The organism is Plantibacter flavus, from assembly GCF_002024505.1.
In the GTDB taxonomy this organism is placed as follows: Bacteria; Actinomycetota; Actinomycetes; order Actinomycetales; family Microbacteriaceae; genus Plantibacter; species Plantibacter flavus_A.
Map to the genome: position 1 here is coordinate 3195284 of NZ_CP019402.1, position 24687 is coordinate 3219970.

At 69.2% G+C, this 24687-nt stretch carries 22 protein-coding genes and 1 tRNA gene; 11 read left to right on the top strand and 12 right to left on the bottom strand.

Features of this window, described 5'->3' with window-relative positions:
- Position 1: 1 nt before the first annotated feature.
- The 5 genes from BWO91_RS14750 to BWO91_RS14770 all read left to right on the top strand — a co-directional run bounded on the left by BWO91_RS14750 (position 2) and on the right by BWO91_RS14770 (position 8064).
- Complete coding sequence (locus tag BWO91_RS14750) at positions 2-3520, top strand: fibronectin type III domain-containing protein (RefSeq protein ID WP_079003105.1); 3519 nt, start codon at positions 2-4, stop codon at positions 3518-3520.
- 1362 nt (positions 3521-4882) lie between these two features.
- Positions 4883-5101 carry a hypothetical protein gene (locus BWO91_RS19760; protein ID WP_153303504.1) on the top strand — a complete coding sequence of 73 codons (219 nt, stop codon included), beginning with the start codon at positions 4883-4885 and terminating at the stop codon, positions 5099-5101.
- 480 nt (positions 5102-5581) lie between these two features.
- Positions 5582-6055 (top strand): hypothetical protein, encoded by a 474-nt coding sequence (locus tag BWO91_RS14760; RefSeq protein ID WP_079003107.1) that lies wholly within the window; start codon positions 5582-5584, stop codon positions 6053-6055.
- Between the two features lie 669 nt (positions 6056-6724).
- A complete protein-coding gene (locus BWO91_RS14765) occupies positions 6725-6910 on the top strand; it encodes a helix-turn-helix domain-containing protein (protein WP_079003108.1) in 186 nt (61 codons plus the stop codon).
- Positions 6910-8064, top strand: a complete 1155-nt coding sequence (locus tag BWO91_RS14770) for a site-specific integrase (RefSeq protein WP_079003109.1) — start codon at positions 6910-6912, stop codon at positions 8062-8064. The genes BWO91_RS14765 and BWO91_RS14770 overlap by 1 nt, the downstream gene beginning before the upstream one ends.
- Positions 8065-8252: 188 nt before the next feature.
- Here BWO91_RS14770 and BWO91_RS14775 read toward each other — a convergent pair.
- From BWO91_RS14775 to topA, 6 genes are all read right to left on the bottom strand, one after another.
- A tRNA-Thr gene (locus BWO91_RS14775) sits at positions 8253-8328 on the bottom strand.
- A 35-nt stretch (positions 8329-8363) separates the two neighbouring features.
- Complete coding sequence (locus tag BWO91_RS14780; protein WP_240555523.1) at positions 8364-8999, bottom strand: TetR/AcrR family transcriptional regulator; 636 nt, start codon at positions 8997-8999, stop codon at positions 8364-8366.
- Between the two features lie 19 nt (positions 9000-9018).
- Complete coding sequence (locus tag BWO91_RS14785) at positions 9019-10644, bottom strand: alpha/beta fold hydrolase (protein ID WP_079003111.1); 1626 nt, start codon at positions 10642-10644, stop codon at positions 9019-9021.
- 9 nt (positions 10645-10653) lie between these two features.
- Positions 10654-11787, bottom strand: a complete 1134-nt coding sequence (locus BWO91_RS14790) for a DNA polymerase III subunit delta' (RefSeq protein ID WP_064294662.1) — start codon at positions 11785-11787, stop codon at positions 10654-10656.
- A gap of 77 nt (positions 11788-11864) precedes the next feature.
- Positions 11865-12500 (bottom strand): dTMP kinase, encoded by a 636-nt coding sequence (tmk, locus tag BWO91_RS14795; protein WP_079003112.1) that lies wholly within the window; start codon positions 12498-12500, stop codon positions 11865-11867.
- A complete protein-coding gene (gene topA / locus BWO91_RS14800) occupies positions 12497-15394 on the bottom strand; it encodes a type I DNA topoisomerase (protein WP_276207374.1) in 2898 nt (965 codons plus the stop codon). The genes tmk and topA overlap by 4 nt, the downstream gene beginning before the upstream one ends.
- A 119-nt stretch (positions 15395-15513) precedes the next feature.
- Between topA and BWO91_RS14805 the strand changes: the two genes are divergently transcribed.
- On the top strand, positions 15514-15759 hold the full coding sequence (locus BWO91_RS14805; RefSeq protein ID WP_079003113.1) for a hypothetical protein: 246 nt from the start codon (positions 15514-15516) through the stop codon (positions 15757-15759).
- A gap of 19 nt (positions 15760-15778) precedes the next feature.
- Here BWO91_RS14805 and BWO91_RS14810 read toward each other — a convergent pair whose 3' ends face one another.
- Genes BWO91_RS14810 through BWO91_RS14820 form a run of 3 tightly spaced genes read right to left on the bottom strand, consistent with a single transcriptional unit; the run spans position 15779 to position 16746 of the window.
- On the bottom strand, positions 15779-16201 hold the full coding sequence (locus BWO91_RS14810; RefSeq protein ID WP_167620508.1) for an Rv3654c family TadE-like protein: 423 nt from the start codon (positions 16199-16201) through the stop codon (positions 15779-15781).
- Positions 16198-16509 (bottom strand): TadE family type IV pilus minor pilin, encoded by a 312-nt coding sequence (locus BWO91_RS14815; RefSeq protein ID WP_240555524.1) that lies wholly within the window; start codon positions 16507-16509, stop codon positions 16198-16200. Before BWO91_RS14815 ends, BWO91_RS14810 begins: the two co-directional genes overlap by 4 nt.
- A 45-nt stretch (positions 16510-16554) precedes the next feature.
- Positions 16555-16746 carry a DUF4244 domain-containing protein gene (locus BWO91_RS14820; RefSeq protein ID WP_079004005.1) on the bottom strand — a complete coding sequence of 64 codons (192 nt, stop codon included), beginning with the start codon at positions 16744-16746 and terminating at the stop codon, positions 16555-16557.
- Between the two features lie 196 nt (positions 16747-16942).
- Between BWO91_RS14820 and BWO91_RS14825 the strand changes: the two genes are divergently transcribed.
- Positions 16943-17293, top strand: coding sequence for a PadR family transcriptional regulator (locus BWO91_RS14825; protein WP_079003115.1), 351 nt, complete (start codon positions 16943-16945; stop codon positions 17291-17293).
- Entirely contained in the window at positions 17290-17853 is a 564-nt protein-coding gene (locus tag BWO91_RS14830) for a hypothetical protein (protein WP_240555526.1), read from the top strand. Before BWO91_RS14825 ends, BWO91_RS14830 begins: the two co-directional genes overlap by 4 nt.
- A gap of 45 nt (positions 17854-17898) precedes the next feature.
- Here BWO91_RS14830 and BWO91_RS14835 read toward each other — a convergent pair whose 3' ends face one another.
- The 3 genes from BWO91_RS14835 to BWO91_RS14845 all read right to left on the bottom strand — a co-directional run bounded on the left by BWO91_RS14835 (position 17899) and on the right by BWO91_RS14845 (position 21185).
- Positions 17899-18963: a type II secretion system F family protein gene (locus tag BWO91_RS14835; protein ID WP_079003116.1), complete on the bottom strand. Its 1065-nt coding sequence runs from the start codon at positions 18961-18963 to the stop codon at positions 17899-17901.
- Positions 18960-19994, bottom strand: coding sequence for a TadA family conjugal transfer-associated ATPase (locus tag BWO91_RS14840; RefSeq protein ID WP_079003117.1), 1035 nt, complete (start codon positions 19992-19994; stop codon positions 18960-18962). The genes BWO91_RS14835 and BWO91_RS14840 overlap by 4 nt, the downstream gene beginning before the upstream one ends.
- 111 nt (positions 19995-20105) lie before the next feature.
- A complete protein-coding gene (locus BWO91_RS14845) occupies positions 20106-21185 on the bottom strand; it encodes a LacI family DNA-binding transcriptional regulator (protein WP_346425804.1) in 1080 nt (359 codons plus the stop codon).
- A gap of 150 nt (positions 21186-21335) precedes the next feature.
- Between BWO91_RS14845 and BWO91_RS14850 the strand changes: the two genes are divergently transcribed.
- From BWO91_RS14850 to BWO91_RS14860, 3 genes are read left to right on the top strand one after another with little or no spacing between them, the layout of a single operon-like run.
- Entirely contained in the window at positions 21336-22283 is a 948-nt protein-coding gene (locus BWO91_RS14850) for a nucleoside hydrolase (protein WP_079003118.1), read from the top strand.
- Positions 22280-23716: an MFS transporter gene (locus BWO91_RS14855; protein ID WP_430929509.1), complete on the top strand. Its 1437-nt coding sequence runs from the start codon at positions 22280-22282 to the stop codon at positions 23714-23716. Before BWO91_RS14850 ends, BWO91_RS14855 begins: the two co-directional genes overlap by 4 nt.
- Before the next feature lie 10 nt (positions 23717-23726).
- The gene (locus tag BWO91_RS14860; RefSeq protein ID WP_079003119.1) at positions 23727-24650 is read left to right on the top strand and encodes a ribokinase; all 924 of its coding nucleotides are present in this window, start codon (positions 23727-23729) and stop codon (positions 24648-24650) included.
- Positions 24651-24687 lie beyond the last annotated feature (37 nt).

Below are 24687 nucleotides of genomic sequence, written 5' to 3' on the forward strand. Positions count from 1 at the left end.
CATGCGCCCCGGTCCCGCATCACGCACCTGGTCCGCCCTGATCGCCGCCGGCCTGAGCATCGGGCTCGTCTTCGCAGCCGTCGGACTCGACGCAGAGACCGCGACAGCCGACCAGGCCTCGTCCGCCGTCGTGGACTCGCCGGCGGCGACCACGGCATTCCCGTCGGGAGCAGATCCGATCGCCGCCGAAGCCGTCGTCACGCCGGTGGATGCCGCCACCGTCTCCGTCGCGTGGCCGGCCTCGGTCGACCCGGCGACGAGCACGCAGGACGGCACCGCGGCGACGCTCCTCGTCCTGGTCCTACCCCCGGTCGATCCGGAGGCTCCGGCTGCGCCGGTCGACCCGATCGCGGTCCTGCAGCCGTCAGCCGAGCGGGACCCCGAGGCCGACGCAGCCGCACTCGCGGCCGGCCTGCCCATCCTCCAGACGGCAGAGCCCGTCGATGTCGGCACCACAGCCGACGGATCGGCCGCCGCCCGGGTATCCGGCCTCCAGCCCGCCACGGACTACCGCTTCGCCCTGCGCACGGTCCCGACTGATCCCGCCCTCCTCGCCGCGAGCGCGTCGCCACTGGCCGAGTCCGTCGCGACCCAGGCGGCGACGCCCGCTCCCGCCGCCGAGGAGCCGCCCACCGACGACGAGGCACCCCCGGCAGGACCACAGCCGAGCGCGACACCCGAGGAGGCCGTTCCGACGCCGAGCGGCCCGACCGAGCCGTCCGAGGCCCCGACCGCCGATGCGACGCCGACCCCCGAAGCGGACTCCGCCGGACGCGCCGCCGCCGTTCCGGGCACACCTGAGGCCCCCAAGGGATCACCGGCCGGAGCCGGCACGATCGAGGTCTCCTGGCCGGCGGTCGCCTCGGGCGCACCCGTCGTCACCTACACCGTCACGGTCCTGCGCGACGGCTCCGTCGTTCGCACGATCCCGGGCATCGACCCGCTCGTCGCGGGGACGACCACGCTCGTCGCCGGGCTGCTCGCCGACACGGCGTACGCCTTCACCGTCGTCGCCGTCGGCGCCGACGGACCGAGTGCGTCCTCGTCCGCGTCCGCTCCGGTGACGACGGCGAAGGGCGCACCGTCCGCTCCCCCGCGGGCCACCGTCGTCGGACTGCTCGACGACCCGCTCGGCCTCGTGGCGAGCTGGACCCCTCCCGTGTCCGACGGCGGCTACGCCATCACCGGCTACACCGTGGAACTCTTCACCGGCAGCACCGTCAACCTCACCAACCTCGTGAGCCGGACGGCGGTCCCGGCGGACCGCACGCGACTGGAACTGCCTCGCATCGGCATCGTGGGCTCGTCGCTCAGCGTCCGCGTCATCGCCTCGAACGGCGCGGGCGACACCGCCTCATCGCTCAGCGCGCCGGTCCGTATCGACGCGACGGCTCCCGTGACCACACGCGTCGCCACACCGACCGTGACCGAGGGGCCGACACCCGGTTCGTTGCGTGTGACGTGGACGGCTCCAGCCGGGACGACGGCCTCGACGGCATACCTGCTCCGCGTCGCGGCCGCCGACGGCGTGTCCGCCGCCATGACCGCCGCCGTGATCGACCTCGGCGGCGACTTCGCCGCAGCTGGACCGCTCGAGGCGGTCGTGGAGAACCCGGCGCCAGGACGCCGCGTGTCCGTCCAGATCACGGCGTTCGAGACCGCTTCCCTCGCCGGTCTGATCCCGACGACCTACCGGACGACCTCCCTGCGGAGCGTGGCCGTCGAGACGAGCGGCTCGTCCACGCCGCAGCAAGCCACCCCTCCACGTTCCGTCACGAGCGGCGACGTCGACAGCATCTCGGTCGACGGCTCGACGATCGGCGTGACGGCCGGGAACGGTGCTGCGATCACCGCGTTCGACCTCCTGGTCTTCCAGGCGGGTTCCGCTGAACCCGTGACGACGACCCGCGTCGACGCGATCCCCTCGATCGACGACCCGACCCTGCTCACCCACGAGCCGACGACGGTCGCCGGATTGCAGGCGGACACCGCCTACACCGTCCGCGCCCGCGCCGTGAACGCCGCCGGACCCGGTCCGATGTCCGCGGCGAGCGCCCTCGTCGTCACCCTCGCCGTCCGACCACCCGGCTCGGTCCCGCCCAGCTGGATCTCGCTCGCAGCGTTGCGCGCCGCCGTCGAGCGAGGCTCGGTCACCGGTCTCGACGCCGCCCAGGCAGCCCTCCCCGCGACCGTCGAGCCGACGAGCGCCCTCGAGCCGTCCTTCGCCTGGCCGGGTTCCACCGGCGCCACGGGCGGAGAGGTCTGGCTGTTCGGTTCGGCGACCGACGATCGGGCCCCCGTCCATCTCGGCGCCTTCTCCGTCACGGCCGGTACTGCCAGCGCGTCCGTCACGGTCGGCCAGCTCGCGGACGGGGCGTACGCGCTCGCCTTCGTCCCGACCGAGGGCCGCGCGGTGGCGGTCTGGCTCGAGGTCGTCTCCGACCAGGGCGGTCCGACCAGGGTCGACGACGCGATCCTCCGATGGGGCTTCAGCAACGAGGCCAACAACGGTGCCTTCTTCGGCGGCTGTAACTTCCTCACCGCCGGGCATGTGCCCGACGTCGGTTCCGGCGCGATCATCGACGAGAGCCGGTACCGGGCACAGGACGGTCCCGTCCGCATCGAGAAGCCGAATGCCGGCGGGGCATACGAGCTCGCGAGCTTCGCCACCCGATGCCTCGACCGCTCGGGCAGCACGGTCGACTCCAACGTGACGAGCGCCTTCACGGATTCGCAGCTCGTCATCGTCGGCGGCTCCGGCACCGTCGATCCGTCGACGAACAGCGGAACCATCAGCTGGACCGGGGACTTCTCGGTCGCGTTCTACGGTGGGCTCACCTACTGGAACGGCTCGAACCCGACCCTCACCGTCGTCGACGGTGTCGGAACCCTCACCGCCACCGCGAGCGGCTTCGGCACCGACATGGCCGATCAGACGAAGTGGACGCCGATCCCGCCGCGCGAGATCGAACTCGCGACGCTCACCGGGGTGACGATGCGCAGTGACGGGTTCACCGTGTCGCCCGACTACCTCGGCGTGGACATCGCGCAGGGTGACCAGGTGGCGAAGACCGCGGCCAACGCCTCCTACTGGGGGTCCTTCCCGCAGAGCTTCATCGACTTCCAACAGCTCACCGGGCAGTTCTCCTACTGGTTCACGAGCGGCGGGCGCCAGGATCCGGGCAAGGTCGCACTCCCACTGACCGTGGGGTTCGACGCGTCCACCTTCGTGGCCGTCCCACCCGCTGGAGCCCCGACGGCCGCAGCGCCCGACCTCGTCCCTGGGGCCAAGCGTTCGCCGTTCGCACTGCGGGCACCCGGTGCGCCGGCCCCGGCCGCGGCGGTCGGTGCCACGCAACAGGTGACCGAGATCGTGACGGTCGTCCAGCGAGGCAGCGCTCCGGCGCCCGCGTCGCAAGCGGTCCCGTTGTTCATCGCCCTCCTCGCGCTGCTGGGCGGGGTCACGGTCGTCGCGGCCGCAGGTGGCGGACTGATCGCCTCCGGCGTGGTGAAACCCTGAGGTCCGATTCCTGAAAGTGCGCAAAGTTCGCCACCCATCGGCCTCGACCCCAGGCAGCGACTGTCAATGCGCACTTCAAGGCATCGGGGCCGGCCTAGACGAGAACGAAACGCCTGTCACGCCTCGGAGTTGACGCAAGGTGATCACATCCGCCATCGTCAATGCTCCTCGCTGTCTGCGTTCGACAAGGCGCTCGGCCGCTGCAGCTGCGAGCCTGCCGGTGGCAACCGACTGACCCTGCCCCGAGAGAGACATCACCTCACCGGTTCTCCGATTGCCCACGCTGACACCCCAGGAGTCACCGCCGATGTGCGGCGCACGAGCGAGCAGTGGCGAGAGTGCTGGCAGGGCTCCGATGACGCCGAGTGCAGCGGTGGCCGCACGGGTGTCGATCGCCAACCAGGAACGCACCGCGATGTTCACCCGCCGCCCTGCAAGCAGATCGTCCGGGAAGTCCGCCCGCAGATGAGTTCGCTTGCCACCAGTCGGAGTAGACAGGCGTCGCCAGGACCGCAGGTTGACGACAGAGTGGGGTTCTGGTGGGGCGTGCAGTGTCGTTCCGGCAAGGCGCGCTGTCCAGGCGACGGCGGCGGCCCCGTGCGACTCGCCTCCTCCGAGCAAAATCGCTACATCGACATCGTCCCCCGGGACCGTTTCCAGTGCGTGAACGAGCACCGTGCTGGCACCAGGTGCGATGCCGGCTCCGAGCAGGACTGCTCCGTCAGCCGTCACGCTTGCAGCGAGTGCGCGCAGGTGGGACGCTGTCGCCGAGACGTCCACGAGTGCAGTCGTTCCCACCGCAAGCTGTACAGCGCCCGATTCCAGCCCGCTCGCGTCGATCACGACATCGACCCCCCGAGCCGCCTCAGCGAGAGCCTCTCGCCCCATGGTTGTGGATGCATCGATCGCCAGGTCATTGTCTGTCGCGCTGCGGCCCGCACTGCCCACAGCATGCCCTCTCGCTCGGAGTTCGTTCACGGCAGCGGAACCTACTGCTCCGCGGCCACCCAGGACGAGCGCCCTCACTGCTCGTCCTCCGCGTGTGCAACGGAGCTGCTCGTCTGGTGAGTCGGCGCAGAGCAGCTGAGGTTCGTGTCTCGTGACGGCGCATGTACCCCAGGACCTGGACAGGACGTTGCTATGAGCGACATCGGCGCCCCCCGCAGCCGTTGAGCCGCCCGTGCGAGCAGGGGTACCGCCCAGAAGACAGCGAGTGGCACGACGACGGTGACGACAACTGCGGTACGGAGCTGATGCGGCCACTCCTCGGACATGGGGGCGAGAAGCGTGGACACGACCAGCGATAAGGGCAGTATTCCAAGCCAAGTCACGAGGACTTGCAGTGGACGTGGAAGAGGACGCATGAAAACTCCAAACATTCGGTTGGATTTCAAGATAGCAGACTGCAACCATATAGTTGGAGATCGGAAAACACTCGCCGCCGCGTCCCATCCCACCAACACCAACACCGGCACCGGCACCGGCACCGGTGCAGTTTCCGCCAGCGCACTCATTCGCCAGCTCACCAAGGGTGCTGCCACGATGAAGGAACTGATCTTTCACCGCCTCGCCGACAAGTAGATCTGGTCTGCGGCAGCGGTGGCGACCGAGGTCAAGGGGCCTCTGGGAGTGATCGAGGTCGACGCGCGATGGCATTCGCGGCCACCCTCGACCGTCCGACTTCTCAATAGATTCGGTCTCCCTGAGAGCTTGGTCCTCGACCAGGGACCAACGGACGACGCCTGGCCGGGTACCGGAATGGTAGATGTCGCGTGGTTTCACCCGTCCGGCGTTGACGGCTTCGCGGCCAAACGGCTGAATGGAATCTGTTCGGTCGTCGCAGGCGTCCAAGCGTGATGATGACCGATTGCCTCCTAGCCCCCACACCCGACTCGCCACGAGGCTTCAGCTCCCAGATGCCTAGGACGATCAGCCGGATCTCCATGCGCGCGCCAGCCCGTTCTTTGGTTGACCTTGGGGTCCGAACGCCCGAATCCCTCGAGGAACATCCTCTGGTCTCGCAGCCCGCCTCTGCGCTCGCACACATCTTCAAGGACACCAATGAACACCGAACCCCCGGCATCGCTGTGCGAGATTCAAAACAAGCGCCACGCCCTGCAACAGGCCGTCGTTCAGGACTTCCTTGACGACCTCCCAGAACCAGTGCATCTTGCTGACATCGCAAAGCGGCTCTACCTCAGCTACTCCCTCGTGAAGTACTACCTGACAACGGGGCAACTCGTTGGGGTGTTGCGAAACGGGAGGTGGAACATCGACGCGTATGCCAGCCGAGAGTGGATCGGTAGATTTCTCGCGTCGCGAGCGAGCCGCCGTCTTCGTCTCCATCGACCGAATGAAGTTCCGGACGCGATCTCTGTTTTGGTGACCGCGCCAGACGCACTCGAGCGGCTGCGTCAGTTGCAATCGGTCGATCTGACCGCAGATGCCGTCGTGGAGCATGCACTTCGGGTTCTTCCAATGAGCGACTCAGTGCTCGTTCTGCACGCGATCGACGAATTGACCGAGGTGACATGACGAAGATTTCTCGAAATGCTCGGACGCTCCGAGAAGGTATCTCTGCCGGTGTCAGTATCAGGCGCGAGCGAGGAACACGCCGTTTCGAAACGCCGCCAAAACGAGATCCTTTCGTACTGGGGTCGCTGGTCGTAGGGGTCTTATTCTTCGACTGCGTCATTGGCCTGGTCCTTGCCCTCATCACGCAGTCCCTCTGTTTGGGCCGTGGACACAGTGGGTGGGTGGGTCCGGGGATCGCGATTGCACTCGTTCTCTGCCAGTCCGGCATCTTGGCGATCGGCTCCAGCCTTGCGCTTTCCCGCGCGTCGCACGAGGGTACCGTAAGCGACTCTTCCTAAGAGTGCATCGCGCTGAGACCCCACTTCAGACCTGTTGCGAGAAGCAACGGCGGACCGCGCGCGTCAATGGCACCAAAGACACTCAGACCGACGACGCAATTCGAGGACGTACCGCTGGGCAGCGTTACCGTTCAACGCTGAGGATCGGCATCGTCGCCTGAGTGCTTGATGGTAGGAGGCGAGCAAGAGAGTGGTCTGAAGTCTGGAGCCCTGGCGACCGCCCAGCCCACTGGAACCGAGTCAGGAGGGGAGGTCCGCCGAAGGTTCCCGGGTGCGACAAGGGACTGTGCCGGTCGCCGCCGGTCCCCCGCCTTCAGATTGGACTGCCCCCATGCCTGTAGAGAAGCTCATGCTCACTGCCGAGGAAGCTGCTGAATCGCTCGGGGTCGGCCGTTCCACGGTCTACGATCTCATTCGACTCGGTCAGCTCTCCAGCGTGAAGATCGGACGCGCACGTCGCATTCCGGTCGCAGCCTTGCATCGCTTCGCCCGAACGTTGTCCGGTGAAGACGCGTAGTGGGCCAACGCGCCAACGGCGAAGGTTCGATCTACAGGCGCGAGGACGGCCAATGGACTGGCGCAGCATACGTGCTGGCCGCGAACGGAGCACGAAAACGTCGAACCGTCTACGGACACACCAAGGCGCAGGTCGCAGCCAAGCTCCGGGACCTCATCTCACAGACCGACGCAGGCGTCCCGACCGCCGTCTCGGGCTGGACCGTGAAGACCTACTCCGAGCACTGGCTGACGCACATCGCACCGAATGCGCTCCGCCCGACGACCAGAGCCAACTACGAGTGGGTTCTGCAGAAACACGTGATTCCATCACTCGGCGCAAAGAAGCTCGAACAACTGACACCACAACACGTCCGAGAAATGCACAGCAGCATCGCACACACTGGCGTCTCGGCCCACACCGTTCGGCTTGCTCACGCTGTGCTCCGAAGCATCCTCGCCGAAGCAGCACGCGAGCAGCACGTCGGACGCAACGTCGCATCACTCGTCCGCGCGCCCAAGATCGAGCACCAGGAAGTCGAGCCGTGGACCGCAGAGGAGGCCTCCAGCTTCCTGGATTCGAGCCGTGACTCGCAGTTCGCCGAGCTCTACGTACTCGCGCTGACGCTCGGACTTCGCCGGGGAGAATTGCTCGGCCTGCGCTGGGCTGATATCAACGCAGAGCGAACACAGCTCCGCGTGCGGCAGACCGCTCATCGCGCCGGAACCGGGCAGGGGATCTCGATCGGCCCGACGAAGACCGCGCGATCGCGTCGGACGCTGCCGCTACCCGCCAGGGCCATCGCTGCGCTCAGAACACGAGCAGCCCACCAACTGTCCGATCAACGCGCCGCCGGCGAAGCCTGGTTCGACTCAGGGCTCGTCTTCACCACGCGGACAGGCACACCGATCGAACCTAGCAACCTCCGGCGCAGCTTCGACAAAGAGATCACCGCTGCAGACGTGCGCCGGATCCGTTTCCACGACATGCGCCACACTTGCGCATCGCTCCTTCTGGCCCAGGGCGTGCAGATGCGCACGGTCATGGAGATCCTCGGGCACGCCAATATGGCTATCACCTCCGACATCTACTCCCACGTCGCGCCGACGACGCTTCGGAACGCCTCAGACGCGATGAACGCCGCTCTCGACTTCCCCACAGCAGGCCCAGCATGACCGTGCACGTTCATCCTTGTTCGCCGTCGTCCGCGGGGTCGTTGCTACATGCGTTGCTACACGCGTTGCTACATTTTCGTGCCTATCCGGCAGCTGTCGCCCGTCTTGGCAATTCGAGCCGGCCTCCGGGGCGACATAGAAAAAGCCGTTGACCTGGGTTTTCCAGGGCAACGGCCGAGTGATGCTGGTGGAGCCGCCCAAGGGAATCGAACCCTTGACCTTCTCATTACGAGTGAGATGCTCTGCCGACTGAGCTAGGGCGGCGTGTGCGCTGGTCGCCCGGCGCACGAGTATCCATGTTAGCGCAGCTTTTGGACCGTCGTGTACAGCTCGGCGAAAGAACGACGGATCCGCTCGGCGAGGGACCCGGGCGTCGGCGCATCGGCCCAGCAACGCCACGCGTGGCGCAGGCCGGCGAAGCCCACCATCGTCACCATCCAGCAGCGGTCGAACAGCGCCTCGGCGTCCTCCGCGAGCGTCGGGTCGTCGTTCAGCACCCGCCGCTCGACGACCTTGTAGAGGCCTTCCTCGAAGCCGCGCATACTCGCGATCCGCGCACCCAGCAGGTGCGGGTGGTCGCGCAGCACGTCCTTGCGGAGATGGTGGATCTCGACGTCCTCGTCGGCGTCCCCCACGGTCCGGGCCAGGAGCTCCCCCAGATCGGTGAGCACGTCGGTGGTGGGCCCGGCGGTCAGGAAGGCGTGCAGGGCGTCGCCGTCCGGGATCAGCGGGATGTCGCCGATCAGCGCCTCCTCCTTCGTCCCGAAGTAGTTGAAGAACGTCCGCGGCGAGACCTCCGCCCGACGGCTCACCTCCTCGACCGTCACGTTCTCGAGCCCCTGCTCACTCGCGAGCGTCAGCACCGCGTGCTGGATCGCCCGACGCGTCGCGAGCCGCTTCCGCTCGCGAAGCCCGAGTTCAGCCGGCGCCGTCATGGTCATCAGGATCCCGCCGTCAACTGCACATCGGGTCCTTCGACGGCACCGTGCCGTCGATGAGGTACTGATCGACCGCCTGGTTCACGCAGTCGCTGCCCTTGTTGTAGCCCGTGTGACCCTCACCCTTGTAGGTGATCAGCTGACCCTTGTCGAGCTGCTCCGCGAGGTTCTGCGCCCAGACGTACGGCGTGGCCGGGTCGTTCGTCGTCCCGACGACGAGGATCGGCGCTGCGCCCTTCGCGTGGATCTCCCCACGCTCGGTCCGCGTCTGGTACGGCCAGTTGGCGCAGAACGTGTCGCCGTAGGCCATGTACTCGCCGATCACGGGAGCCGCCTCCTCCAGCTGCGTCGCTTCGTCGGCCATCTTCGTCTTGTCGTCGTCGTAGCTGTAATCGAGGCAGTTGATCGCGTTGAAGGCCTCGGTCTGGTTGTCGGCGTACTTGCCGGACTCGTTGCGACCGTTGTAGCCGTCGGCGAACTGGAACGCGATGTCGGTCCCGCCCTGCATGACCTCGTCGAACATCTGGCTGAGGTACGGCCAGGCATCGGCCTGGTACAGCGGGTAGATGATCGCCGTGAGCAGCGTGTTGCCGCCCAGCTCACGTCCGTCGTCACCGGGGATCGGGTTCGCGTCGACCTCGTCGAGGAGCGTCTTGATCTCGGTCATCGCGCTGTCGACCGAGCCACTGAACGGGCAGTCCTTGCCAGTCATGCAGTCCTCGAGGTAGGCGCGCAGAGCACTCTCGAAGCCCTTGGCCTGCTCCTTGACGACCTCGAAGTTCGACGTCGACGGGTCGATCGCGCCGTCGAGCACAAGGCGCCCGACGTTCTTCGGGAAGAGCTCCGCGTACGTCGCACCGAGGAAGGTGCCGTACGAGTACCCGAGGTAGTAGAGCTGCTTGTCGCCGACGGCGGCGCGCAGCATGTCGAGGTCCTTCGCCGCGCTCTGCGTGTCGACGAACTCGAGCATCTTGCCCGTCTCCTCCGCACACGCGTCGCCGAAGTCCTTCGCGGCCTTCTCGTTCGCGGCGATCCACTCGTCGGAACCGCGCTTCCCCGGCGTGACGTCGTACAGGTAGGCGTCCATCTCCGAGTCGGTCAGACATTTCACCGGCGTCGACTTCCCGACACCGCGGGGGTCGAAGCCGACGACGTCGAAGTTCTCCTGGAGGTCCTTGTCGACCGCGAAGTCGAGGCTGTCGGCGACGAGGCTGTAACCGGAACCACCCGGGCCGCCGGGGTTCATGAAGAGCGAGCCGATCGGCTTGCCGTTCGTGGCCTGGTGCCGCACGAGCGCCAGGGAGAGTTCGCCGTCCGAGGGGTTGTCCCAGTCGATGGGCGCCTTCGCCGTGGCGCACTCGAAGCCGTCGGCACAGCCGCTGGTCTTCCAGTCGAGCTTCTGCTCGTAGAAGGGCTTCAGCTCGGCGTCGACGTCGCTCGTCGCCGGCGAGGAGGACGACGTCGTCGGCTCGGCGGCCTTCGGCGGCAGGAAGGCGGTCACGCACCCGCTCAGGGTGAGCGCCGCGACCGCGAGACCGGCCACCAGGGCGACCCGCGCCGTACGGCGCGCACCGGGACCCCTGCGACGGGATGCACCGGTCGATCCCGTCGAGTCCGACGGCTGCTGCCTGGGCGAAGTCACAGAGGCTCCCTACCGGACCGCCGACACGAGCATGGCCTCCAAGGCCAGCGCCGGGGCGACGTTCCCTTCGATTCGTGTGCGGGCGACGGAGATCGCCTCCAAGGTTTCGATCGTAACCGCAGGCGTCGTCCGGCGAGCGGCTTCCTCGAGTTCCGGACGCAATTCACGGTTGATGATCGTGGCGTCGTGCCCCAGCTGCAGGAGCACGATGTCTCGGTACAGCGAGAGCAGGTCGACCATGATCCGGTCGAGGCCGTCGCGCAGGCTGCGGGTCGCGCGCCGCTTCTGGTCCTCCTCCATCGCCCGCACCTGCGAGCGGAGGGCCGGCGGGACCGACTGGCCGGGCTCGACGCCGAGCGAGCGCAGGGTGCTCTCCCGCTCCGCCTCGTCGCGCAGCGAGGTGTACGCCTTCGCGTCGTCGCCCGCCAGCTCCAGGAGGCGACCAGCGGTGACGACCGCCTGGCCGGCGCTCCGGATGTCGAGCACGGCACGGAGCGTGGACTCACGGCGCTGCCGCGCGCCGGGGTCGGTCGCGAGGCGGTGGGCCATGCCGACGTGGCTCTGCGCCTCGCGGGCGGCGCGTTCGGCGAGCTCGGGCGCCACGCCGTCACGCCGTTCCAGCAGCTCCGCGACGTCGTCGATGGTTGGGACGCCGAGGCGGACCGAGCGGACGCGCGACCGGATGGTGGGCAGCAGGTCGGCCTCGCTCGGTGCGCACAGCACCCAGATCGTGCTGCTCGGCGGTTCCTCGAGCGACTTCAGCAGCAGGTTGGAGGTGCGCTCGGTCATGCGGTCGGCGTCCTCGACGACCATGACGCGGAAGCGACCGACGGACGGCGCGCGGTAGGCGTTCCGGACGAGGTCGCGGACCTCGTCGATCGTGATGATCACGCGATCGGTGCTCAAGGCGGAGAGGTCAGGGTGGGTGCGGGCCTCCACTTGACGACGGGTGACGTCGTCGCCCCCGGGCTCGCGGCTGAGGAGCGCGGCGGCGAAGGCGTAGGCGAGGGTCGACCGGCCGGAACCGGGCGGCCCGGTGATGAGCCAGGCGTGGGTGAGGCCCTTGGGCGTGATCGGGTCCGACGCCGACTGGAGGAGCTCGATCGCGTCGCGTTGACCCGTCAAGTCGGTCCAGGAAGCCATGCGTCCAGGATACCGGGCGGTACCGACGTGAGCCGGCGGAGCCCTTCGACAGGCTCAGGGACCGAGAGGATGTGCACTCAGAGGAGCGGCGCGATGCGGGCCTGGATGTCGGCGGCCAGTCGCTCGGGCGGGAGCGCGGCGTCGACGACGAGGAACCGCTCGGGCTCCGCGGCCGCGAGGGCCAGGAACGACTCCCGCACCCGGGTGTGGAAGTCCTGCGCCTCCGCCTCGAGCCGGTCGAATCGCTTGTTGGCGTTGTCGAGACGGCCGCGGGCGACGGCGACGTCCAAGTCGAGCAGGACGGTCACGTCGGGCAGGAGGTCCTCGGCGGCCCAGAGCGAGATGTCGCGGATCTGCTGGGCGTCGAGCACGCGTCCGCTGCCCTGATAGGCGACCGACGAGTCCAGGTACCGGTCCTGCAGGACGACCTCGCCCCTCGCGAGAGCCGGGCGCACGACGGTGGCGATGTGGTGTGCGCGGTCCGCCGCGTAGAGCAGGGCCTCGGCACGTGGGCTGATGTCGCCTCGGTGATGCAACACGATCTCGCGGATCTCGACACCGAGCTCACTGCCGCCCGGCTCGCGGGTCCGGACGACCGTCCGCCCCTGCTGCTCGAACCAGTCGCTCAACAGCCGCGCCTGCGTCGACTTCCCGACGCCGTCGCCACCCTCGAGGGTGATGTACAGGCCCCGAGGGCGTCCTCCCCCGCTCACGTGACGGCGTCGGCCTTCGCCGCGGCCGCCTTGTTCGCGGCGCGCGTCGCGGCAGCCTTCTTCGCCGCTTCCGAACGGGCGGTCGACGTGGCCGACGCGGACTTCGTGGCCGTCGCCTTGGCGGTCCCCGTCTTCGCGGCGGGGGTCTTCTTGGCCGGAGTCTTCTTCGCGGGTGCCTTCTTCGCGGGAGCCTTGCGACCGGCCTTCGGCTTCGCCGGGCCCTTCGCACGCTTGTCCGCCAGGAGCTGGACCGCTCGCTCGAAGTCGACGTCCTCGACCTGCTCGCCACGAGGGATCGTCGCGTTGGTCACGCCGTCCGTCACGTACGCGCCGAACCGGCCGTCCTTGATCTTGATCGGCTTCCCGCTCTCGGGGTCGGCCTCGAACTCCTTGAGGGCGCTCGACGCCTTCCTGGCTCCGTACTTGGGCTGGGCGAACAGCTCGACGGCACCGGCGAGGTCGACCGCGAAGATGTCGTCCTCGGAGGTGAGCGACCGGGTGTCGGTGCCCTTCTTGAGGTAGGGACCGTAGCGGCCGTTCTGCGCGAGGATCTCCTCGCCCGACTCGGGGTCGGCGCCGACGACCCGCGGCAGGTCGAGGAGCTTGAGCGCGGTCTCGAGGTCGATGGTCGCGAGGTCCATCGACTTGAAGAGCGATGCGGTGCGCGGCTTCTCGGCCGCCGCCTTCTTCTTGGCGGGGGCCTTCTTCTTGGCGCCCACAGCAGGTTCGGTCACCTCACCGGTCGCCGTGTCGACGGAGAGCTCCGCCTCGGGCTCCGGGTCGACCTCGGTGATGTACGGGCCGAAGCGTCCGTCCTTCGCGACGATCTCCTTACCGGTCGTCGGGTTCACGCCGATGACGCGGTCGCCGACGACGGGTGCGTCGATGAGCTCGTGCGCCTTCGCGGGCGTCAGCTCATCGGGTGCGAGGTCCTCGGGCAGGTTGACCCGACGCGGCGTCGGGGCTTCCTCCCCCTCGGCCGGCGGCGGACCGTCGGGCGTGACCTCGAGGTACGGGCCGTACTTGCCGATCCGGAGCGTGACGCCGTCGTCGATGACGATCGAGTTGATGCGGCGGGCGTCGATGTCGCCGAGGTTGTCGATGACCTGACGCAGGCCGCGACCCGAGTCGTCGCCGAAGTAGAAGCCCTTGAGCCAGTCGACGCGGTCGACCGAGCCGCCGGCGATCCGGTCGAGGTCGTTCTCCATCTCAGCGGTGAAGTCGTACTCGACGAGCTCCTCGAAGTACTCCTCCAGGAGACGGACGACGCTGAACGCCACCCAGCTGGGGATGAGCGCCTGGCCGCGCTGCGTCACGTAGCCGCGGTCGATGATCGTGGAGATGATCGATGCGAAGGTGGACGGTCGGCCGATGCCGAGCTCCTCGAGTCGCTTCACCAGGCTGGCCTCGGTGTAGCGCGGGGGCGGCGAGGTCTCGTGCCCCTTCGCCTCCGGGTCCTCGATGCCGAGCTGCTGGCCTTCGGTGAGGGGCGGCAACTTCGCCTCGGACGCGTCGTCCTGGGAGTTGCGGTCCTCGTCCTGGCCTTCTTCGTAGGCGGCGAGGAAGCCGCGGAAGGTGATGACGGTGCCGGAGGCGGTGAACTCGGCGCGGCCGACGTCGGTCTTCGACTCGAGCGTGATCGTCGCCGTGGAGCCCTTCGCGTCGGCCATCTGGCTTGCGACGGTGCGCTTCCAGATCAGGTCGTACAGCTTGAAGTCGTTGCCGCGGAGGGTCGATGCGAGCGAGGACGGCGTGCGGAACGTGTCGCCCGAGGGACGGATCGCCTCGTGCGCCTCCTGCGCGTTCTTGCTCTTGCCGCTGTAGAGGCGCGGCTTGTCGGGCACCGTCTCAGCACCGTAGAGCGCAGCGGCCTGCTTCCGCGCCGCGTCGATCGCCTGCTTGCTCAGCGACGGCGAGTCGGTACGCATGTACGTGATGTAGCCGTTCTCGTACAGCGACTGCGCGACACTCATCGTCTGGCGAGCGGAGAACCGGAGCTTGCGACCGGCCTCCTGCTGGAGCGTGGAGGTCGTGAAGGGAGCCGCCGGACGGCGGGAGTACGGCTTGGACTCGACGGAGAGGACGGTCGCCTTCGACTGCTCGAGTGCCGCGGCGAGCGCCGTGGCCCGCTGTTCGTCGAGCGGGACGGCACTGCCCTTGAGCTGTCCGAGGTCGTCGAAGTCGCGGCCGGTGGCGACGCGGTCGCCGTCGAGCCGGACGAGGCGCGCGGTGAAGGGCGCTCCGGTGGCTTCTGCTTCGGGGAGGAAGCGGGCGATGACGTCCCAGTAGGAGGCGGCGCGGAAGGCGAGGCGCTCGCGCTCCCGGTCGACGACGAGTCGGGTGGCGGCGGACTGCACGCGTCCGGCGCTCAGTCCGGGGCCGACCTTGCGCCAGAGCACGGGCGAGATCTCGTACCCGTAGAGACGGTCGAGGATCCGGCGGGTCTCCTGGGCGTCGACGAGGTCGGTGTCGAGGGGCCGCGTCTTGTCCTTCGCGGCGAGGATGGCGTCCTTGGTGATCTCGTGGAAGACCATGCGGCTGACGGGGACCTTGGGCTGCAGGACCTGCAGGAGGTGCCACGCGATGGCTTCGCCTTCGCGGTCCTCATCAGTCGCGAGGAGGAGTTCGTCGGCGTTCTTGAGTGCGCGCTTGAGGTCCGCGACGGTCTTCTTCTTCGCGTCGGAGACGACGTAGTACGGCTCGAAGCCGTTGTCGACGTCGACCGAGAACTTGCCGAGCGAGCCCTTCTTGAGCTCGGCGGGAAGGTTCTTCGGCTCGATGAGGTCGCGGATGTGACCGACCGAGGACAGCACCTCGTAGTCGTCACCGAGGTATCCGGCGATCGACTTCATCTTGGTCGGTGACTCTACGATCACGAGTTTCTTGCCTGCCACGAGGCTCCTTCCATCAGGCACACCATACACACGTGCACAGCAGGCTTGTCCAATCGTGGGGCGGCCACGCGCGTGTCCAACCCCTTGCGTTCTGCGGCGTTCGGAGCAGAATGTCTGCCATGAGTACCCGGACGAGTTACACCGTGAAGTTGACCGACGGTCCACTGGAGGGCAAGACGATCAGTGCCCGACTCAGCGACCATGGATCACCGACGCCCACCGTCGACGTGCCGAGCGGCACCGCCGGCAAGGTCTACCGGTACGCCCGGACGACCGGCGAGGAGTACGACGACTCCGGCGCCCCGAGCGCGGTCGACTACCGCTTCCTGGAGGCGGTCTTCACGACCGGCTCCAGTCAGGACTGACCGGTCGCACCGCTACCTCTTAATAGGTGGCGGTCACGGGCACCCCGGCGACGGCGTCGGACTCCTCAGGAGGAGGTCCGGCTCTTGCAGCGACCGTGATGGCGCCGAAGGCCGTGTCGACAGTGGCGTCGACGAGGACGGTGACGCCCTCCACACTGCAGGTGCCGAGCGACGCCGCATTACGCGCCGCGACCATGCGAGCAGTTTCGCAGGGGAAGCCTGGGAGCCTGCCGGACGCGGTGTCGGCTGCCGCCAACGCGGCTGCGTCCGCCGCGTTCGCCGCTCGCTGATGAGCGGCGAAGAGCGTCACCACGGGCAGCGTCGCGAGGAGGACGGCGATCAGGGCTCCGAGGACGCCTGCCGCCAGGACCGACCCGGCTCCGGTCTCGTCGTGCAGGCCTTCCGTCGCGCGGAGCCCGATACGGCGCGGCTGCACGTTCACCGGCCGCCACCCATGGCGCACGAGGAGGCCGATACCGGGACGATGCCGGCCAGGCCGGATCCGCCGACGGCGTCGACCCGCACGCAGACGAGGTCGCCTTCCGCCCCACTCGTCATGGTCGCCCCCGGCAGGACGCGCGCGACCCGACCCGCCGCGGTCCCGGCGTCGTCGCCTCGCCCCAGACTCCGGGCGGCGTCCGCAGCCGCGTCGGTCGCGCGGAGCTGGGTCAGCCCCACCTGCACCGCCGAGAGCCCCATCGCCAGCACGAGGACGACGGCCGGGACGACGACCGCGAACTCCGCCGTCACCGCGCCATCCTCCGAACGGCATGTCGGCACACTCAGCCGCACGGCTCAGCCGTTCGCCGTCAGGGCTCGTCGGATGAGGTCGGTGAGGATGCCCCGCACCTCGTCTCCGCGAAGGATGGCGACCAGGAGACCTGCGAACCCGACGGCCGCCATGGTGGCCACCGCGTACTCCGCCGTGGCGGACCCCCGTTCGTCCTGCAGGATGCGCCGGACCTCGCGCGTGACGCTGTGTCCCATTCGACGACCGATCGTGATCATGATGTTCCTTCCCCGCACCGGAGTGCTGCGCTCGTGGCACGAACACCTCCATGTTCGGCGAACGCGTCCAGCGACGCGCGAGCAGAGCCGACGTCGGCGACGGGCCGCGTCGACCGGCCGGTTGTGGAGCGATCTCGCCTTGCACCCGACCGCTATTCATGCTTGAGTAATAGTCATGGATGAACAGCTGGCGGCGCGCGACTCGCAACTCCTCCGGGGCGTGTTGCCGATGCTCATCCTGTCCACCGTGCACCGCGGTGAGACCTACGGGTACGAGCTGGTCGAACGTCTCCGAGCCCTCGGTCTGGCCGATCTGGCGACCGGCGTCGTGTATCCGGTCCTCAGCCGGTTCGAACGCGACGGACTGGTGACCGCGCGTCGGGTCGCCTCCTCGGGCGGCCCAGCACGGAAGTACTACGCGATCACCGAACGAGGAGACGCGGCGAGGCTCGACGCCATCGCCCGCTGGAGGGCGATGACCGACATCGCCGAACGAGGAATTCACCCTGAAGGAGCATCAGCATGATCGACCAGAAGCACCCGACGGCGGATGACCTGCTCGCCGAGCGCGCTGCACGCGGACTGAGCTTCGCGGACCGCTGGCGACGCGACTCGTACCTGCAGCGCCTCGACTGGCACCTCGAAGCTGTGGTCACGGGGCGGGAACGCCGCTCGATCATCCGTTCGCTGCGAGACGAACTCTCGGTCGATCGGCGACCGATGACGATCGCCCTGGCCGACCTCGGCTCACCACGCGCCCTGGCCGCCCGCTACGCCGACGACCCGGCCCGATTGCGACCGACCTGGTCGATCGGGGTCATCTGGGGCGGCGTCGCGATCCTCGCCTACTGGTTCTCGTTCGCCCTGTTCACCCTCGGGATGCTCGCGGTGGTCGAGCAGTCGACACTCGATGAAGCGCACGCACGGTTCTTCTTCGTCGACGTGCTCGCCTTCGCCAACGAGGACGGCATCGGCGTCGGCTGGTCCGGCGACGTCGCGTGGATCCTCGTGCCACTCGTGATCATCGCCGTCGCCGTGCTCGTCGGAGCACGCTGCTGGCGCGCACTGCCATGCTCCCGCGACTGAAGCAGCCCCGCGACGGAAGCAAGCAGGTCGGCGTCGAACCGTTGGTCAGAACCCGAGCGTCGTCGAGGTGACGACGCTGAGGAGGAGCGGAGCCACACCGACGAGGAGGAAGGCCGGCAGGATGCAGACCCCGAGCGGGATCATGAGGCGGGTCGCGAGGATCGCTGCAGCCCGCTCGCCATCGGACCGTGCCTGATCACGCTGCTGCTCCGCCTCGCTGCGGAGCAGCTCACCGGCGGGGATCCCGGCCCTGGCCGAGAGCGCGAGGACGCCCGTGATCGTGGCACCGTCGTAGGGGACGGCGAACCGCTCGCACGCCTCCTCGACGATCGACCGGGCCTCCGGCGCCGCTCCCCCACCCGCCATCGCCACCGCGACGAGGTCGAGCGACAACCCCGGCGCGGGGTCGCGCCTGGCCGCCCGTGCACTGAGCGCCGAACTCCAGCGCGCACCGACGATGAGGAACACCACACCGGCCGCGAGACAACAGAGCCCGGGAGGTGTCGCGAAGAGCGTCCGCAGCGTGTCGAAGCCGAGGGCCATCCCGAGGAGGACGGCGACGAGCGGCAACCAGAGCACCAGCCTCGCCGTCGCGGACGGTCCGGCGAGCGCCGTGCCGACGTCGCGACCGATGCGGTCCAACTCGCGCAGCGACCCGGCGAGGTCGCGCAGACAGACGCCGAGCGGCGCGCCGCTGATGGCAGCGACCTGCCAAGCGGCGGCCAGGCCCGCCCAGGCCGTGCGCGCGCCGGCACTCGTCTCCTGATCAGCGATGGCGGCGATCGCCGCCGGCAGGTCGCCGCCGTGCGCGGCAGCATCGGCCACCGCTGACAGCACCGCCGCGTCGGCCCGATGATCGTTCGTCGGGCCGGCTTCGTCGTCCGGTTCATCCGCCGTGAGGCCGACGGACACCGCTGCTGATCGCGTTCGCGCATCGGCGTCGGCTTCCAGGGCGAGATGCCTCCAGGCGCTGCCGGGTGCGACACCGGCGCCCAGCAGCACGGCCAGACGTCGAGTGGTGCGCGCCACGCGGGCGGGACCGTCCTCGTCGGGCTGAGCCGTGCCGGGAAGCGCCGCGAGCACCCGCCGCAGGACCCGCAGCCGGGTCACGGCAACTCCTCGACGGAGAGGCGGTCGTGTTCGTCGATCAGGAGGCGACCGACCGCCACCACCTGCCGTCCGACCGGGAGCCGTGCCAGGTGCACGACGAGTCCGATCGCGCTCGTCGCCTGACGGGCCACAGCCTCCTGACTCATGCCGGCGAGCGCACCGAGCGCTTCCAAACGGGCGGGCACGTCGGTCACGGAGTTCGCGTGGAGGGTGCCTGCACCGCCGTCGTGCCCGGTGTTGAGCGCCGACAGCAGCTCACGCACCTCGGGCCCCCGGCACTCGCCGAGGACGAGCCGGTCGGGACGCATGCGGAGCGCCTCGCGCAGGAGGCGTTCGAGGTCGATACCGCCGGCCCCCTCCAGGTTGGCCTGGCGCGACTGGAGTGCGACGACATGCGGGTGGAGGATCCGCAGCTCCGCGACGTCCTCGATCACGACGAGCCGCTCGGCTGGCGAGGCGAGGCCGAGCAGGGCGCCGAGGAGCGTCGTCTTCCCGGAGCCGCCCGCACCGGTGATGAGGATGTTCGTCCGGGCCGCGACGGCGTCGCGCAGCAGCTCGGCGACCGCCGCCGGGAACATCCCGGAGGCCTGTAGCGCATCGAACCCCAGCGCTTCGTCCCGTGGCACCCGGATGGACAGGAGCGTCCCTCGCGTCGACACCGGCGGGAGGACCACGTGGACCCGCACCCCGTCCTGCAGACGCACGTCGACGCACGGCGTCGCCTCGTCGACGTGCCGCCCGCCCCTCGCCACCAGGCGCACCGCGAGCGCGCGGATGGTCGCCTCATCGGAGCGCCATCCCGCCTCCCGCACGAGCCCGGCACCGTGGTCGAGCCAGAGGCCGGACGAGCCGTTGACGAAGAGGTCGGTGACCCCCGGATCGGCGAGGTAGGGCGCGAGCGCGCCGAAGTCGGCGAGCGCCGTGACGCCGCGCGACTCGGTCGCACGCGCGGGTTCGGCGTCGGCCGACGCCCCCGGCGGATCAGAAGGGGTGACCTCGGGCGGGATGGAGACGACGAATCGATCGGACATGCGGCGAGCGTAGAAGCCCAGGCTCGAACCCCGAGGCGCGGAGACGCTGACCTCGCAAGCTCACGAGACCGGCCTCGCTTGTGGAGCGTCGTCGGCGAACCTCAGTGCGCCTCAGCGACCGATCGTCGAGGCGCGGATGACGAGGTCCGCCGCGATCACCGGGGCGGGTGCCACCGTCCGACCCTCGATCCGGGCGAGGAGTTGCTCGGCGCCCGCGCGACCGAGCGCCTCACCGGGCAACCGCACACTCGTCAACGGCGGGTCGCTCACGACCGACGACGCCAGGTCGTCGAACCCGACCACCGCGAGCTCACCCGGCACCGGCATGCCCATCGCCCGCGCCGACTGCAGCACCCCGTACGCGTGCGTGTCGGTCGCGCAGACCAACGCGGTCACCCCGGCGTCGCGCCACCGCGGCCAGCTGTCGACGAACGCCTCGGCCGCCGCTTCGAGGTCGATGATGCTCTCCGCGCGATCGTCCGCGTGCACGCGCATCCCGCGCACGGCGGCCTCGCGCTCGAGCAGCAGTCGACGCAGAAGGAACGTGTCCGTCGCGGTGCGCCCACCGAGGTACCCGAGCTGACGGTGACCCAGGACGTGGAGGTGGTCGAGGAGCGCGCGAACACCGCCGAGGAGGTCGAAGTCGACGGAGACGGCGCGTCGGTCGGCGGCGACGGCACCGGACGCGGCCTCCGCCGTCGTCATCGGGAGGCGGGGTGCGTCGAGCAACACGAGCGCGGCGTCCAGCCGGAGCTCCTCGAGGAAGGCCTCGCTCGGCGCGTCGACCACGACCCCGGCCGGTCGGAGGGCCGCCAGTCGGCCGAGCGCCGCCGCCGTGGGCACGTCGCCCTCCCCGGTCACTGAGACGAGTAGCTGGTAGGCGTCGCCGAGGCCGGCCCTGAGCCCGCGGATCACCGCACCGAAGTAGGGGTTCGAGGCATCCGGCGTCACGAAGACGACCAGGTTGCTCGACCCGCTCGCGAGCGCCCGCGCGGCGTGGTCGGCGACGTAGCCGAGCTCGGCGATCGCCTGGCGCACCCGTTCGGCGTTCTGTGCCGACACGTGACCGGCGTCCTTGCCGTTGGCGACGAGCGACACGGTCGCGACCGACGTCCCGGCCCGCTCCGCCACCATCGCCGCCGTCACGCGACGGGCGGCGCGTGGCCGGGGATCGTTCGGTTCGAGGGGCACCCGTCGATCGTATCGGGGCCGCGGAACCCTGGGCCGAACGACCCGGTTTGGCGAACCTAAAGCGCTTGACGTAGGCTGCTCCCGGCGGACCTGAAGCGCTTTACGTGACCTGCCGCCCGCTTCCCCAGCACCCCAACGATGTGGAGAACCATGCCCCGCAAGATCATCCTCGACTGCGACCCAGGCCACGACGACGCGATCGCCATCCTCCTGGCACACGGCAACCCCGAGATCGAGCTGCTCGCCGTCACGACCGTCGTCGGCAACCAGACGCTCCCGAAGGTCACCCGGAACGCCCTCGCCGTCGCCCGCATCGCCGGGATCACCGACGTGCCGTTCGCCGCCGGTGCCGACCGCCCGCTCGTGCGCCCGCTCGAGAACGCGCCGGACATCCACGGCGAATCGGGCATGGACGGCCCCGTCCTCCCCGAACCGGCGATCGCCCTCGACGACCGGCACGCCATCGACCTCATCATCGACCTCGTCATGTCGCACGAACCGGGCGAGATCACCCTCGTCCCGACCGGCGGCCTGACGAACATCGCCCTCGCAGCCCGCAAGGAGCCGCGCATCGTGGAGCGGGTCAAGGAGGTCGTCCTCATGGGCGGCGGCTACCACGTCGGCAACTGGTCGGCGGTGGCCGAGTTCAACATCAAGATCGACCCCGAGGCCGCGCACATCGTCTTCAACGAGAGCTGGCCCGTCGTCATGGTCGGCCTCGACCTCACGCACCAGGCCCTCGCCACCCCGGAGGTCGTCGAGCGGATCGCCGCGATCGGCACCGGCCCGGCACGCTTCGTCGAGGAGCTGCTCGAGTTCTTCGGCACCACCTACAAAGACGCGCAGGGCTTCGACAGCCCGCCCGTGCACGACCCGTGCGCCGTCGCCTACGTGATCGACCCGACGATCGTGCGGACCGTCAAGGTACCGATCGACATCGAACTCACGGGCACGCTCACCCTCGGCATGACGGTCGCCGACTTCCGCAGCCCGGCTCCGGACGACTGCAGCACCTGGGCCGCGACCGAGCTCGACCACGCACGCTTCTGGGGCCTCGTCACCGACGCCCTCGAGAACATCGGGGAGATCGAGCTGTGAGCGACCTCCTGAACTCCACGAAGCCCGCCGTCCGCGTCGGTGCCCTCATGACGGCGTTGCTCGCCGCCTGCGTCGCGTTCCAGTTGAACGCCAGCATGCTGAGCCCCGCGCTCGTCAGCATGGCGCGCGAATTGCAGACCGATGACGCCACCATCGGCCTCTCGCAGACCATGTTCTTCACCACGGCGGCGTTGTTCTCGGTCTTCCTCCCCCGCCTCAGCGACATCGTCGGCCGGAAGCGCGTCCTGACGGGCATGCTCGTCATCATGCTCGTCGGCACCGTCGTCGCGGCCCTCGCCGTGAACGTCGAGATGCTGTTCGTCGGCCGCATCATCCAGGGCGTGTCCGGACCGGTCGTGCCCATCACCCTGCTCATGCTGCGCGCCGAGGTCACCGACCCGAAGCGGTACGGCGCCATGATGGGCCTCATCACCGCAGTCAACGGCGGCATCGCCGGGATCGACGCTCTCGCCGGCGGATGGCTCGTCACGAACCACGGCTTCCGATCCGTCTTCTGGACCATGGCCGTCGTCGCAGCCGTCGCGATCGTGTTCGTCGTCCTGTGGGCCGCGAACTCGCAGCCCTCGAAGGGCACGAGGATGGACTGGTGGGGCGTGCTCCCGCTCGTCGTGTCGATCGCCGCACTGCTCACCGCGTTCAACGAGGCCGGCAAGCTCGCGGCGGCGAACTGGTTGCTCGTCGGCGGGTTCATCGTCGTCGCCCTCGTCGCATTCGCGATCTTCTGGACCGTCGAGAACCGCGTCGCCGAGCCACTGGTCGCCACGAAGTACCTCCGCCAGCGCAGCACCTGGGCACTCCTGCTCACGACGCTGCTCACGATGACCGGGGTCTTCGCCGTCGCCAACGGCCTCGTCACCTCGATCGCCCAGAACGCCGACGCGGGCTTCAGCATGGAGGCCGACCTCGCCTCGCTCGCGTTCCTGACGCCGTACGCCCTCGTCGGCTGGCTCGTCGGCCCGTTCGCCGGTCGTCTCGCGCCAACGCTCGGCTACCTGAACGTGCTCCGCATCGGTCTCATCGGCAGCATCGTCTCGATCGTCATCATGGCGCTCGTCGGCGTGCACTCGCTCCCCGTCCTCATCGCGACGACCGTCCTCATCGGTGCGACCTACGCGGGCATCGGCAACATCATGCTCAACGGGCTCGGCATCGTCCTGTCGCCGAAGGAGAACCCGGGCTTCCTGCCCGGCCTGAACGCGGGCGCCTTCAACCTGGGCGCCGGCCTCAGCTTCGTCGTCCTCCCCGCCGTCCAGATCGCCGTCGCACCCGCCGGAGGGACGTCGACGGCCGGGTACACGAGTGCCATGCTGGTCGGCGCGGGCATCACCGCGGTCGCCCTCCTGGTGTCGTTCCTCATCCCGAAGCCCGCCGGCGCCGAGGTCCGTCCGGCCGAGACCGCCTCGGCAGCCTAGGAGGGTCACCATGCAGAGTCCACGCATCGTCGTCGTCGGATCCTTGAACGCGGACCTCGTCGTCCGCACTGCACGCTTCCCGCAGCCCGGGGAGACGCTCACGGGATCCGAACTCGCCGTCATCCCCGGCGGCAAGGGCGCCAACCAGGCGGTCGCCGCAGGCAGACTCGGCGGCGACGTCACCATGGTCGGCGCGGTCGGCGACGACGCGCACGGGTCGCTCCTGCTCGAGTCGCTCTCGAGCTCGGGAGTGGACGTCACCCGGATCGCCCGACGTGACGACGTCGCGACCGGCACCGCGGTCATCACCGTCGACGACGCCGGGGAGAACACGATCATCGTGTCGCCCGGGGCGAACGGCACCCTCACGCCCGACCGGATGGGCGAGGCGTGGACGGCGCTCGACGGTGCCGGCGTCGTCTGCCTGTGCCTCGAGGTACCCATCGACACCGTGCTCGAGACGGCCCGGAGGGGCGCTGCGGCCGGCGCGCTCGTACTCCTCAACCTCTCCCCCTACGGTCCGGTGCCGGAGGAGCTCCTCCAGGCGACCGGCGTCCTCCTCGTGAACGAGCACGAGGCCGCCGATCTCGCCGGGGTCGACCCGGAGGGGGCCGGGTGGGAGGCGACCGCCACGGCACTGCGCAGCCACGGCATCCGACGAGCCGTCGTCACGACCGGGGCCGCGGGCAGTGTCGTGATCGACGGCGAGGCCGACCCGACGTCGGTTCCGTCGCCGACGGTGGACGCCGTCGACACCACCGGCTGTGGCGACGCGTTCATGGGTGCTCTCGCGCTGCGACTCGCTGCCGGCGACGAGCTCGTCGACGCGGCTCGATTCGCCTCGACCGTCGGCAGCTACGCGGCGACCGGCGCCGGCGCCCAGGCGTCGTACCCCGATCAGGAACAGCTCGCGGCGTTTCTCGAGCAGCGATGAGACACGGGGTCCCGCGTAAACCGACGCGGGACCCCGT